Source organism: Blautia sp. KLE_1732_HM_1032 (assembly GCF_025147905.1).
GTDB lineage: Bacteria > Bacillota > Clostridia > Lachnospirales > Lachnospiraceae > Blautia_A > Blautia_A fusiformis.
The window spans coordinates 1-13,283 of sequence record NZ_CP102266.1; the positions used below are offsets into that span (position 1 = coordinate 1).

General features: G+C 46.7%; 9 protein-coding genes and 1 pseudogene. All 10 read left to right on the forward strand.

What is annotated here, in order from left to right:
* The gene (gene dnaA / locus NQ489_RS00005; RefSeq protein WP_015526555.1) at positions 1–1,368 is read left to right on the forward strand and encodes a chromosomal replication initiator protein DnaA; all 1,368 of its coding nucleotides are present in this window, start codon (positions 1–3) and stop codon (positions 1,366–1,368) included.
* 277 nt (positions 1,369–1,645) lie between these two features.
* The gene (dnaN, locus tag NQ489_RS00010; protein WP_015526556.1) at positions 1,646–2,761 is read left to right on the forward strand and encodes a DNA polymerase III subunit beta; all 1,116 of its coding nucleotides are present in this window, start codon (positions 1,646–1,648) and stop codon (positions 2,759–2,761) included.
* A gap of 210 nt (positions 2,762–2,971) precedes the next feature.
* The gene (locus tag NQ489_RS00015) at positions 2,972–3,178 is read left to right on the forward strand and encodes an RNA-binding S4 domain-containing protein (RefSeq protein WP_021650164.1); all 207 of its coding nucleotides are present in this window, start codon (positions 2,972–2,974) and stop codon (positions 3,176–3,178) included.
* 4 nt (positions 3,179–3,182) lie between these two features.
* Positions 3,183–4,274, forward strand: coding sequence for a DNA replication/repair protein RecF (gene recF / locus NQ489_RS00020; RefSeq protein WP_021650165.1), 1,092 nt, complete (start codon positions 3,183–3,185; stop codon positions 4,272–4,274).
* Between the two features lie 55 nt (positions 4,275–4,329).
* Positions 4,330–7,224 carry a hypothetical protein gene (locus tag NQ489_RS00025; protein ID WP_156906894.1) on the forward strand — a complete coding sequence of 965 codons (2,895 nt, stop codon included), beginning with the start codon at positions 4,330–4,332 and terminating at the stop codon, positions 7,222–7,224.
* Positions 7,225–7,251: 27 nt separating this feature from the next.
* Positions 7,252–8,127 carry a 16S rRNA (adenine(1518)-N(6)/adenine(1519)-N(6))-dimethyltransferase RsmA gene (gene rsmA / locus NQ489_RS00030; protein ID WP_015526558.1) on the forward strand — a complete coding sequence of 292 codons (876 nt, stop codon included), beginning with the start codon at positions 7,252–7,254 and terminating at the stop codon, positions 8,125–8,127.
* Between the two features lie 425 nt (positions 8,128–8,552).
* Positions 8,553–9,020, forward strand: a complete 468-nt coding sequence (locus NQ489_RS00035; protein WP_015526559.1) for a DUF1002 domain-containing protein — start codon at positions 8,553–8,555, stop codon at positions 9,018–9,020.
* Positions 9,021–9,937: 917 nt separating this feature from the next.
* On the forward strand, positions 9,938–10,840 hold the full coding sequence (locus NQ489_RS00040) for a 30S ribosomal protein S1 (protein WP_044961511.1): 903 nt from the start codon (positions 9,938–9,940) through the stop codon (positions 10,838–10,840).
* A 29-nt stretch (positions 10,841–10,869) separates the two neighbouring features.
* Positions 10,870–12,540 carry a putative manganese-dependent inorganic diphosphatase gene (locus NQ489_RS00045; protein WP_044961512.1) on the forward strand — a complete coding sequence of 557 codons (1,671 nt, stop codon included), beginning with the start codon at positions 10,870–10,872 and terminating at the stop codon, positions 12,538–12,540.
* A gap of 13 nt (positions 12,541–12,553) precedes the next feature.
* Positions 12,554–13,138, forward strand: a pseudogene (locus NQ489_RS00050) (flavin reductase family protein); the annotation flags it as partial.
* Between the last annotated feature and the right edge of the window lie 145 nt (positions 13,139–13,283).

The following is a 13,283-nucleotide window of genomic DNA, read 5'->3' on the forward strand; positions in this document are numbered from 1 at the left end:
ATGGACGCTGTTATTGAAAAATGGGAGGAGATCCTGCAAACTGTCAAATCTGAATATGAGGTGACTGATGTCCCTTTTAATACCTGGCTCAAGCCGCTGAAAGTTTATGAGGTTGACGGAAAGCTGATAACAGTGGTTGTTCCCTCTGAACAGGCAGCGATCGGAGTCAATTACATCAGTAAACGCTACAAAATACCCCTCCAGGTTACTATCTGTGTACTGACAGGCATGGAAGAATGCGAGGTTCGCTTCGTTCTGGAAAAAGATCTCCCCAAAAAAACAGAAAAAAACACTTCTTATGATAAACAGGTTCAGGATACACGTTACGAAGAGGCGCATTTAAATCCAAAATACACCTTCGACACCTTCGTTGTAGGAAGTAATAACAAATTCGCCCAGGCCGCAGCTCTTGCAGTTGCCGAATCACCGGGAGATACCTACAATCCACTGTTTATCTATGGCGGAGCCGGTCTTGGTAAGACGCATCTTATGCATTCCATCGCTCATTTCATTCTGGAACACGACGAAAACAGCCGTGTTTTGTATGTAACCAGTGAGGAATTTACCAACGAGCTGATCGAAACCATCCGAAACGGAAATAACACGGCAATGAGCAAATTCCGTGAAAAATACAGAAATATCGACGTTCTTCTTGTCGATGATATTCAGTTTATTATAGGAAAAGAATCCACACAGGAGGAATTTTTCCATACATTTAACAGTCTTCACAGTGCCAAAAAGCAGATCATCATATCCTCTGATAAACCACCGAAGGATATGGAAATCCTGGAAGAGCGCTTCCGTTCCCGGTTCGAGTGGGGTCTGATCGCAGATATCACGCTGCCTGATTACGAAACCCGAATGGCGATCCTTCATAAAAATGAAGAAATGAACGGCTACAACATCAGTGAAGATGTTATCAAATATATCGCTACCAATATCAAATCCAATATCCGTGAGCTGGAAGGTGCCTTCAACAAGGTCATGGCCGGAGCCAAGCTTGAGAAAAAGGAAGTAACTCTGGAGCTGGCAGAACAGGCACTGAAGGATATTATTTCTCCGGATGAGAAAAAAGTAATCACACCGGAATACATCATCTCCGTTGTTGCAGAGCATTACGGAGTCACACCTGCGGACTTAAGCGGAAACAAACGAAACTCCAAGATCGTCATGCCCCGCCAGGTTTCCATGTATCTCTGCCGTGAGATCATATCCACACCTTTGAAAAATATCGGAAAAGCGCTCGGAAACCGTGACCATACCACCGTTATGCACGGTATCGAAAAGATCGAAAACGAATTGCAGAACGACGATAACTTAAAAAATACCATTGATATATTGAAAAAGAAGATTAATCCACAAGGTTAGGGAAGTTTTCCACATTACTGGTGTATAACGTGTTGATTGTATGTGGAGAGATGTGTACAACTTTTTTGCCAAAACGCGGCGGTAATTTTATCCCCGGGTTATTCACATGCGAAAATACCACTTTTACACAAAGTTATCCCAACGGAAAACCCCTGAAACCATCAGGCCTGCGGGAGTTTTTCACAAAATCTGGCCCCCTACGGCGGTTACTGCGGATTTTTTCTATAAATATATTTATAAAAACCACAAATTGTTCAGAAAGGGAGTTATACACACTATGAAAATCATCTGCTCCAAATCAAGTCTGTTAAAAAGTGTAAGTATCGCACTCAAAGCAGTTCCATCAAAAACCACAATGCCAATCCTGGAATGTATTCTCATGGATGCAACCACAAACCAGATCAAATTTACCACCAACGATATGGAACTGGGAATTGAAACCATCGTTGAGGGTACTATTGAAGAAAAAGGTAAAGTTGCTCTTGATGCAAAAATCTTCTATGAAATCATCAGACGACTTCCGGATAATGATGTTACCATTAAGACCGATGATAAATATGCAGCAACCATTACCTGTGAAAAAGCAAAATTCAATATCCCTGGAAAATCAGGAGAAGATTTTGCTTATTTACCGATGATCGAGAAGGATGAACCGCTGACGATCTCTCAGTACACACTGAAAGAAATGATCCGCCAGACTATTTTTTCGATTGCTGTAAATGAGAACAATAAGCTTATGACCGGTGAACTTTTTGAGATCAAAAATAACTGTCTGAAGGTAGTTTCTCTGGACGGACATCGTATCTCTATCCGCAAAATGTCCCTTAAGAAAGATTATTCTGACCGTAAGGTGGTAGTTCCGGGCAAAACTTTAAGCGAGGTCAGCAAGATTCTTTCCGGAGAAGTGGATGATCAGGTCAGCATTTACTTTACAAAAAACCATATTTTATTTGAATTTGATCAGACTATGGTAGTTTCCAGACTGATCGAGGGAGAATATTTCAGAATTGACCAGATGCTTTCCAGTGATTATGAGACAAAACTGAAGATCAACAAAAAAGAGTTCCTGGATTGTATCGACCGTGCCACACTTCTGGTACGTGAGGTTGATAAAAAACCGATCATCATCAACATCACAGACGATGATATGGAGCTGCGCATTGATTCTGCAATGGGTTCCATGAATGAAGAAATCGATATTGAAAAAGAGGGTAAGGATATCATGATCGGCTTCAACCCGAAATTCCTGATCGATGCGCTTCGTGTTATTGATGATGAAACCGTGACGATCTATCTTGTAAATCCGAAGGCCCCGTGCTTTATCCGTGATGATGAGGAGAACTATACTTACCTGATTCTTCCTGTAAACATCAATCAGAATCAGGCCAGATAAGACCTGGGGTAATGTGACCGTTTTTGACCGATTGTGCATGGGAATGCGATCGTGTTCTGAGAATTGTTTCATGCGTAAACTGCTGGAAGGGGGTATTTAAATTACCACCTTCCGGTGAAATTTGTATTTTGGGGGATTTTAAATACCGCCAGAAGATCAGAAAAGACCGATCTGACGGAGAAAATACCCCGGAGATAAGAGGAGAAAAAATTGGAGATCAGAATTAAAGACGAATTTATCAAGCTTGGTCAGGCGCTGAAGCTGGCCGGTGTTGTGGAGGACGGCGTTGAGGCGAAATATGCCATCAATGATGGTCTGGTACTGGTGAACGGCGAGGTGGAGAACCGCCGTGGCCGCAAGATCCATCCTGGAGATACCATTTCCTACGATGGAAAAGATATTTATGTGATCGGGTGAAGGAATGTACATTGAATCCATCAGACTGAATAATTTCAGGAATTATGAGTCGCTGGAGATGAATTTTGATCAGGGCACCAATATTCTCTACGGCGACAATGCCCAGGGAAAGACCAATATCCTGGAGGCGGTTTATCTGGCAGGTACCAGCAAATCCCACAAGGGAAGCAAGGACCGGGAGATGATCCGCTTTGAGAATGAGGAATCCCATATCCGAATGATGGTGAAGAAGGGCGATCTTTCATACAAAATAGACATGCACCTCCGGAAAAACAAAGCAAAGGGAGTTGCCATCAATGGGCTGCCGATCCGCAAGGCAAGGGAGCTGCTGGGGGTGGTGAATCTGGTGTTTTTTTCTCCGGAGGATCTTAATATTATCAAGAATGGACCGGGAGAGAGAAGACGTTTTCTGGATTCGGAGCTTTGTCAGCTGGATGGTGTTTATATCACGGAGCTGGCCGGCTACAATCACATCGTGAACCAGAGAAACCGTCTTCTCAAAGACTGTTATATGAACCCCGGGCTGAAAAGTACCCTGGATGTCTGGGATATGCAGATGGTCGATTACGGAAAGAAGATCATCGGGAAGCGGGAAGCCTTTGTGGAGGAGCTTAACGAGATCGCAAGGGGGCTTCATAAAGGCCTTACCGGCGGGATCGAGGAGCTGGAGATCCTGTACGAGCCAAGTGTGACGGCCGCGGAGTTTGAGGATAAGCTTTCCAGGAACCGGGAGCGGGATCTTCGGATGAAGCTGACCTCCGTGGGACCGCACAGAGATGATTTCTGCGTAAAGGTCAACGGGATCGACATCCGGAGGTATGGTTCCCAGGGGCAGCAGAGGACTGCGGCCCTTTCCCTGAAGCTTTCGGAGATCTATCTGGTGAAGAAAAAGATCCGGGATACACCGGTTCTTCTGCTGGATGATGTTCTTTCGGAGCTGGATAGCAGCAGGCAGACATATCTGCTGGAAAGCATCCACGATATACAGACTCTGATCACCTGTACAGGACTGGATGATTTTGTCAGCCATCAGTTCAAGATCAACAGGGTTTTTCAGGTGGTAAAGGGGCATGTTTATATGCCTAAAGGGTTTTGACAAGCCCGTATGCATATGGTAAACTGATTCTGATTATGGAAAGTTGGTGAATATTTTGGATAAAGAGGAGTTTCGCGTTAAGCTGGGACAGATCAATAAGCTGGTCGAGACCCAGGATTACAAAGGCGCCATGCAGATTGTGGACAGCATTGACTGGCGTCGTGTGAAAAACGTCCGTACCCTTTGTGTAGTGGGCGAGATCTACGCGGCCAACAAGCGCTATGAAGAGAGCAAGGAAATTTTTCTTCTTGCCTACCACAGAGCGCCGATCGGCAAGAACATACTTTACCGTCTGATCGAGGTTTCCCTGAAAATGGGACAGATCAGTGAAGCCACAGAATTCTTTGATGAATACAGAGAAGTGGCAGGTAATGATAACAGCCAGTATATACTGAAATATAAGATCGCCAGAGCGAAGAATGCATCTCTGAATGAACAGATCCGTATTCTTGAGGAATATAAGGAGAAGGAATTTACGGAGCGCTGGTCCTATGAGCTGGCCAAGCTCTATTACAAGGCAGGAGACAAGCAGAAGTGCCTGGATCTCTGCAATGAGATGATCCTTTGGTTCAATGACGGAACTTATGTGATGAAGGCCCTTGACCTGAAACAGCGGATGGGTGTTCTCACTGGCGAAGAGAAAGAGAAATACGAACAGCGTTTTATCCCGAAGCTGATCCCGCCGGAAAAGGCGCAGGAGATCAGGGAGAGTAAGGAAGCATCCGGCGAGTATGAGGAGGCAAAACCGGTCACAGATACCATCCAGGTAGATGATGAGCGGGATCTGAACAGTGCGGAGACATTCCAGGAGAAGCTTTCCAAGGGATTCCGTGATATCTTTGGCGGACATAAGAAATCTGCGGAAGAGGATATGGAGGAAAAAGAAGCTGCGCAGGATGAAGAGCAGGATGAGGTTTCCACAGGCTCTGAGGATGTAACGGAACAGGCGGAAGCGCCGGAGGCTGAGACTGCTGCGGCAGCAGAACCGTCAGAGGAGTTTACAGATTCTGAGGAGATCGAAGCAGCAGAAGGAAGTGAGGAAGCTTCGGATGAGCCTTCTGAAGAGCAGGAAGAGTTTTCCGGACAGGAAGCGGATGAGATCCCGCTGGCATCCGGTGTTGAGAACCTGTCATCCGGAAGTATGAAGCTGCAGGCTCAGGAACAGCAGGATAAAGAGGAAGAAGAGACTTATCAGGAAGCGGAAGAAGCTGAGGCTGAGAAAGCTACAGAGATGTCTTTGTCCCAGAGTGTTGCAGAGATCATGAAGGAGAAGGCTGCCGGAAATGAGGAAAGTGAGGAGAAGCCTGCAGGGGTTCCGCTCAATGAGGAAGGCAAGCCTGATTTTTCCGCAACGATCCGTATGCCGGAGCTGAAGATCCCGAAGTCCATGATCAATGTGGACCCGGAGAATGCAAGCAGTTCCGCGGAGATCCCGGATGCGTCCGGAATTTTTGGAAATATCGAGGATATTGCGGCATCTGTAGGTGACAGGTCCGAGAAGGATAAAGATAAGGACTTCAACCTGGAGGATACTATTCTGGCAGCAGCTACACAGCAGGGAATCGATATCCCGGAGGAAGAGAAATCTCCGGATGTCCAGCAGTCCGACGTAACGGAAGAGCCAGCAGGTATTGAGGATCTGGATATTGCGGCTGATGAATTTGTTCCGGAGGAGCCGGATGCGGCAGATATCGAGGATATCATGGCGCAGATCTCCGCTCAGCAGGAGGAAGAGGTAACGGAGACTTCCGATACCAGACTTCCGGATATCGTATTTGATGAAGATGAGGAGCCGGTTACTGAGGAGGATCTTCAGGCTGCAGAAGCAGAGTTTCTGAATGGTCCGTCAGGAGTACAGAAGCCGGTGGAAGAAGAGGATGTGCCTCCGGAGATTCCTTCACTGGAATCTGAGGAGCAGGTGCAGAAGGCGGCAGCAGAGCCTTCAGCGAAGCTTCATCATGAGGAACCGGTGGCTGCAGTGGAAGAGGAAAATCTTCTTGATGAGGAAGAAGAATACAGTGATGACGCCTTTGAATTCCAGGAAGAGGATGACGATGACTTTATCAGCAGTCTCATCGGTGATGATTCTGATGAAGCCATGGAAGAGGACGATGAGGAAGAGGAGCTCAGCGAGGAAGAGCAGCTTGAGAAATTTATCGCTACGATCCATCCGGAAAAGGATCCTACAAAGATCGTTTCCAGAAAGAAAGAGCTCACAGATGAAGAGAAACAGCTTTTCACCTATTTTGTTACAGTTCCCGGAATGAAGGAACAGTTGCTTGATGTACTCTGTGATGTGCAGATGGGCGCAGCAGATAAGACCTCCCAGACCGGAAATGTGATCGTTATGGGCGGCAGAGAAACAGGTAAGACGAGACTGATCTCAAGTCTGATCCCGGCAATCTGTAAAGAGCTGAATATCGAGGCTTCCAAGGTTGCCTATATATTTGCGGATGATCTCAACGGAAAGGATATTCCGGAGATCGTATCCAAGCTTGCCGGCGGTTTCCTTGTTATCGAGGATGCAAACCAGCTTTCCCAGGAAACAGCAGATGAGCTTGAGGAAGCTATGACCGGAAACACAAAGGGAATGATCGTGATCCTGGAGGATGAAAAGATCGGTATGCGTAAGCTGATCGCAAGATATCCGAAGCTTGCGAAGAAGTTTACATCCATGATCAACATTCCTGTATTTACAAACGATGAACTTGTTAATTTCGCCAAGGTCTATACCATGGAGAATGGATTCCGTATCGACCAGATGGGCATGCTTGCTCTGTATAATCTGATCGGGATCAACCAGAAGGAGGATCAGCCGATGTGCATCGGTACTGTGAAGACCATGCTGGATAAGGCTATGGAGAGAGCTCAGAGCGGATTGTTCAAGCGTTCCAAGAAGCGTGTGGACCGTGATGGCTACACGGTACTTTTTGAAAAGGATTTCAGCTGAAAATAAGAAAAAGCAGAGGTAAAAAATATGGCCAGACCTTATCTTGGTAACCCGAAATATACCATTGAAGTCCTTCAAAAGTATCATTTTGTTTTCCAGAAAAGGTTTGGTCAGAATTTTCTGATCGACGAGCATGTTCTGGAAAAGATCATTGAGTCTTCGGGTATCACGAAGGATGATTTTATACTGGAGATCGGTCCGGGTATCGGAACTATGACCCAGTATCTTGCGGAGGCTGCCAGAGAGGTGGCTGCTGTGGAGATCGACAGTTCGCTGATCCCGATCCTTAAGGATACGTTGAAGGACTGGGATAATGTTTCCGTGATCAATAACGATATCCTGAAAACGGATATCAAAAAGATCGCAGATGAGAAAAACGGCGGTAAGCCTGTGAAGGTGGTTGCGAATCTGCCGTATTACATTACGACTCCGATCATCATGGGGCTTTTTGAGAAGAATGTTCCTGTGGATTCGATCACTGTCATGGTGCAGAAGGAGGTTGCAGACCGTATGCAGGTTGGTCCCGGTACCAAGGATTACGGTGCACTTTCTCTGGCTGTGCAGTATTATGCGAAGCCGGAGATCGTTGCGAATGTACCGCCGAACTGTTTTATGCCGCGGCCGAAGGTTGGAAGTGCGGTGATCAAGCTGACGCGTTATGAGAAGCCGCCGGTGGATGTGAAGGATGAGGGGCTTATGTTCCGTCTGATCCGTGCATCTTTTAACCAGAGGAGAAAGACGCTTGTGAACGGGATCAGAAATTCCGGAGATTTTTCCCTGAGTAAGGAGGAGATCGAGGATGTGTTCAACAGGTGTGATCTTCCGCTGAATATCAGGGGTGAGGCGCTGACACTGGAGCAGTTTGCGATGCTTGCCAACTGTATTTATGATGAGAAAAATTAATATATGATAAACGCAAAAAGAGCCCGGGCAGCTGTTCCGGGTTCTTTTTGCGTTTCCGGACGGGAATGTTGGAGAGGTTTCCTGTCCGGACCTATATATTTGTTATAGAAAGGAGGTTATGTCTGAGGTGTCAGACATAAGTAAGTAATGAAAAATTTACATTTTTTATTTTACTGATGAGATGTTAGGAAAGTTTGTTTAAAATATGAAAATATTGTGAATATATTTTTGGTAATATACATAAAGTCTGAATGGTGTGGGTGGGAATGGGGAAAATTGAGGTTTACAGAGGGGTGGGGGTGTGTGGTATACTGAGGGGCGTCGAAAAGGTAATGATGAGGTAATAAAAAGGCAGTAAAAGATAGTTAAAAATAGTAAAAGGCAATTTTTGATAAGGGCTGGTGCCCGTATGGAGGTTGAATATTATGAGAAGATTGAACAAGGTTACAGCTTTGGTTATTGCGGGTGTTATTTCATGTACATCTCCGATGATGGTTATGGCGTCTGATTCCGGTTCTGTTATGAGTCAGGCGGAGGAGATCCTGAAGGATAATGAGGTTGGGTCTCTTGCTTCTGATCCGGATAAGGTTGGGGATATCATTGTTTATGTGAAGGGGCTTTTTGATTCTAACCAGATCACGGATGATGAGATTTCTCAGGGGATCGATGAGGCTGCGGATCATTTTGGGGTGAGTCTTAATGAGGATGATAAGAGTTCGCTGGTTAATATTATCAGTAAGTTCCGTGGGATCGAGATGAGTGATGATCAGATCAAGGGGTATGTGAGTGATGCTTATAGTACTTTGAAGGATATGGGTGTTACGAAGTCTGATGTGAAGAATATTTTTGAGAAGGCGATTGAGTTTATTAAGGGGATGCTTTCACGGCGGTGATGGTTTGTGATGGCTGGTGTTTTTGATGATGTTTTAGATGGAGTTTGAGTTAGAGGGTGAGGGTTGTGGCTCTTTTGTTGGGGTTGTTGTTGGTTTGTTTGGTTGAGATGTACAATATGTACAATGTTTAGGGTTTTGGTTTTGTTTGTGAATGTGGTGTTTTTATAAATTGGGGGAGGGTGTTTTGGAAAAAATTGTGCAAATGCGCTAATTGTTTACGAGATGTTCATTGTTTGTTCATATTTGTCTGGTAGTATATGGATAGTTCGAAAGAACGTTACGAAAGACGCTGTAATGGTGTGTATCTGTATCATTACACATACAATTTTTTTCATAATAATCGCCCCGGTAAGCCACTACCGGGGCACTCCTCGTTTTTGGGCCTTTTTTGGGCTCTTTTTTTGTGGGTGGGGATGGAGGGAGGGACGGACGGACTGCCGGAGGGGCGGCTGCATGGTCGTGCCTGGTGCGGTCGTTTCGCCGGGTCATACTAAGCGTCTGAGTCTTCTGCCGTGCAGGGCGCCCCATAACTCGCCATGTACGCTGATGCGTACCTGGCTCAGACAGATGGGGCTTACTCTGCGGCTTGTGGCCGCAGAGTACCTTCCCGTCAGAAGCCTCAGGCGCTAAGTATGACCAGCGGCTTACTCCGACGCACCGGGTCCCGACCATGCAGCCGCCCCTCCGGCAGTCCGTCCTGTGCGTTGGAGAGAAACAAAAAGGATGCACTACAAAGAAATTCTGGAATCGTACTAAGTCCGTTCTGTGCGTTGGAGAGAAATAAAGGGGTAAGAAATTTCCAGTGCAAAAAATATAGCGCGGGTGGGGTGTGCATGCTATAATGATTAGGATTATAGTGCTGTCGTCTGGTTTGGGGCGGCGGTGGTTGGGTTTTTGTTTGAATGGGAGGTCTGGATATGGCGGAGTCTATGAAGGATTTTGAGAGGGAGCTGGAGGCTTCTTTTAAGAGGATCGATGAGGGTGATATTATCTCAGGGACTGTTGTGAGTGTGGATGAGTCGGGGGTTGTTCTTGATCTTAAGTTTTATGCTGAGGGTTTTATTCCGGTGGAGGAGTTTTCCCGGGTGCCGGGGTTTAATATTAAAGAGGCTGTTCAGCCGGGGGATGAGGTTCAGGCGATGGTTCTTCGCAGGGATGATGGTCAGGGGAATATTCTTCTTTCCAGAGCGGATGCTGCGGATGTGCTTGCCTGGGACAGGCTGAAGGAGCTTCAGGATTCGGGTGAGGTGCTGGATGTTGTTGTGAAGGGGATCGTTAACGGGGGTGCCATTGCTTATGTTGAGGGTGTCCGTGGTTTTATTCCGGCATCCAGGCTTGCTTTGGAGTTTGTTGAGGATACTGAGGTGTTTCTGAATAAGCCGATCCAGGTGCGGGTGATCGAGGTTGATAAGGCGAAGAAGAGGCTGGTGCTTTCGGCGAGGGAGATTCTTCGTGAGAGGGCTGAGGTGGAGAAACGGAATAAGATTTCCAATATCCAGGTTGGTTTTGTGACGGAGGGTACGATTGAGAGTTTGCAGCCGTATGGTGCTTTTGTGGAGCTTGGGAACGGGGTTTCCGGGCTGGTGCATATTTCTCAGATCTGTGAGAAGAGGATTCGGAAGCCTTCTGAGGTTTTGAGTGTTGGGGATAAGGTTAAGGTGAAGGTTATCGCAATCAAGGATGGTAAGCTGAGCCTGAGTATTAAAGAGGCATCGGATCTGATGGCTAAGGAGGTTGAGGAGGAGTCTTTTGAGCTTCCGGAGTCGGGGGAGGAGGCTACTACTTCCCTGGGTGCTTTGTTTGCAAATATTAAATTATGATTATTTTGGATGAAAAAGGATGGATGTGTATGAAAAAACCGGAGAGAATATTTGTAATCGGACATAAGAATCCGGATACGGATTCCATCTGTTCGGCTATTGCTTATGCGGATATTAAAAACAGAACTACGCAGAATAAAAAATATATCCCGAAGAGAGCGGGGCAGATCAATGAGGAGACCAGGTATGTGCTGAACCGTTTTGGCGTACAGCCGCCGGCTTATCTGGGAAATATCGGTACGCAGGTCAAGGATATGGATATCCGGACCAGTCCGCAGGCGGATAAGAATATGTCGCTGAAGAATACCTGGGATCTGATGCAGGAGAACGGGATCGTTTCTCTTCCGATCCGTGATAAGGATGGGTGTCTGGAGGGGCTTGTGACGATTGGTGATATCGCAAAGACCTATATGGATACTACAGACAGTTATCTTCTTTCCAATGCGAGGACGCAGTATCAGAGAATTGCCGAGACTGTTGGCGGTGAAGTGGTGGAAGGTAACGGACACGGATATTTTGTGAAGGGGCGTGTGCTTGTCGGTACTGCCAACCCGAAGATGCTGGAGGGCTACGTTGAGGAGGATGATATGATCATCATGGGTGACCGTGAGGAGGATCATCTTCAGGCGATCAGCCAGAATGTCAGCTGTATCATCGTGGGGCTGAATATCGTGGTTTCCGAGAAGGTTATAAAGCTTGCTCATGAGAAGAATATCGTGATCATCCGGTCTCCGTATGATACGTTTAATATTGCGCGTCTGATCAATCAGAGTATTCCGGTCAGCTTTGTTATGAAGCGGGATAACATGGTTACGTTTAATACCGAGGATTTTACGGATGATATCCAGGATGTTATGATCAAAAACCGTCACAGGGCGTTTCCGGTGATCAATCCTCATGGTAAGTGCATCGGTACGATCTCCAGACGTAATTTTCTGGATATGCATAAAAAGAAAGTGGTTCTTGTGGATCATAATGAGGTGGATCAGGCTGTTGATAATATCGAGAAGGCGGAGATCCTTGAGATCATCGATCATCATAAGCTGGGTACCTTGCAGACCATGACGCCGGTTGCTTTTCGTAATGAGCCGGTGGGATGTACGGGTACGATCCTTTATGAGATCTACGGAGAGCAGAGACTGGAGATCCCGGAAAAGATCGCGGGGCTTCTCTGTGCGGCTATTATTTCGGATACATTGATGTTCCGTTCACCGACCTGTACGCAGACGGATAAGATCGCTGCCAGTGCTCTTGCGCTGATCGCGGGGATCAAGATCGAGGAGTTTGCCCGAGAGATGTTTTCTGCGGGAAGTAATCTGAAGGATAAGTCTCCGGAGGAGATTTTTTATCAGGATTACAAGAAGTTTATCGGTGAGGGTAATGTTTCCTTTGGTGTGGGTCAGATCAGTTCCATGGACAGCGAGGAGCTTAAGGAGATCAAGGAGAAGCTGATGCCGTTTATGGTGAGTGAGTGTGGCCGTCATGATATCACGAGAGTTTATTTTATGCTGACGAATATCCTGGAGGAGTCTACAGAGCTTCTGTTTTACGGGGAGGGTAGCCAGCAGATGGCGGAGATCGCTTTTGAGCGGAAACCGGATGGAGATACCTTCAGTCTGCCGGGTGTGGTTTCCAGAAAGAAGCAGCTGATTCCGGCTATGATGGAGGCTGCTCAGCTGATGAACAGCGATTATGCGTAAGAGGTGACGGAAAATGGCGAAACAGTTATGGAAGCCGGGGAACATGATCTATCCGCTGCCGGCTGTAATGGTGAGTGTTACCGATGGTGAGGGGCATGATAATATCATAACGGTTGCGTGGACGGGTACGGTGTGTACCAATCCGGCGATGGCTTATATTTCTGTCCGACCTTCCCGTTATTCCTATGATATGATCCGGAAAACGGGTGAATTTGTGATCAATCTGACAACGGAGAAGCTGGCGTATGCAACGGATTTCTGCGGGGTCCGTTCGGGACGTGATGTGGACAAGTTCCAGAAGCTGAACCTTACGAAAGAGAAAGCGCAGTTTGTTTCTGCACCGATGATCGGGGAGGCTCCGGTTTCGATCGAGTGCAGGGTGCGTGAGGTGAAGGAGCTGGGGTCTCATGACATGTTTCTTGCGGATGTGCTTGCGGTCCATGCGGATGAAGCTTATATGGATAAAAACAACAGGTTTCGTCTTAATGATGCGGGTCTTCTGGTTTATTCCCATGGGGAGTATCTGGCGGGTGGTCGGAAGGTGGGAACCTTCGGCTACAGCGTAAAGAAGAAGCAGCAGAAGAAGCAGATGCAGAAGAAGTTGGATAAGAAATCAGACAGGGAATCAGAGATGGCAGAGATGGCGGGGAAGTTGAAGACGTCGGGGAAGCCAGGGATGTCAGGGAAGTTGAAAACGTCAGGAAAGCCAGGGATGTCAGGGAAGTTGAAGATGTCAGGAAAGC

Coding starts and splice junctions, on each gene's coding strand:
- recF (WP_021650165.1), top strand. CDS start 3,183: ATGTACATTGAATCCATCAGACTGAATAATTTCAGGAATTATGAGTCG.
- dnaA (WP_015526555.1), top strand. CDS start 1: ATGGACGCTGTTATTGAAAAATGGGAGGAGATCCTGCAAACTGTCAAA.
- NQ489_RS00035 (WP_015526559.1), top strand. CDS start 8,553: ATGAGAAGATTGAACAAGGTTACAGCTTTGGTTATTGCGGGTGTTATT.
- NQ489_RS00040 (WP_044961511.1), top strand. CDS start 9,938: ATGGCGGAGTCTATGAAGGATTTTGAGAGGGAGCTGGAGGCTTCTTTT.
- dnaN (WP_015526556.1), top strand. CDS start 1,646: ATGAAAATCATCTGCTCCAAATCAAGTCTGTTAAAAAGTGTAAGTATC.
- rsmA (WP_015526558.1), top strand. CDS start 7,252: ATGGCCAGACCTTATCTTGGTAACCCGAAATATACCATTGAAGTCCTT.
- NQ489_RS00045 (WP_044961512.1), top strand. CDS start 10,870: ATGAAAAAACCGGAGAGAATATTTGTAATCGGACATAAGAATCCGGAT.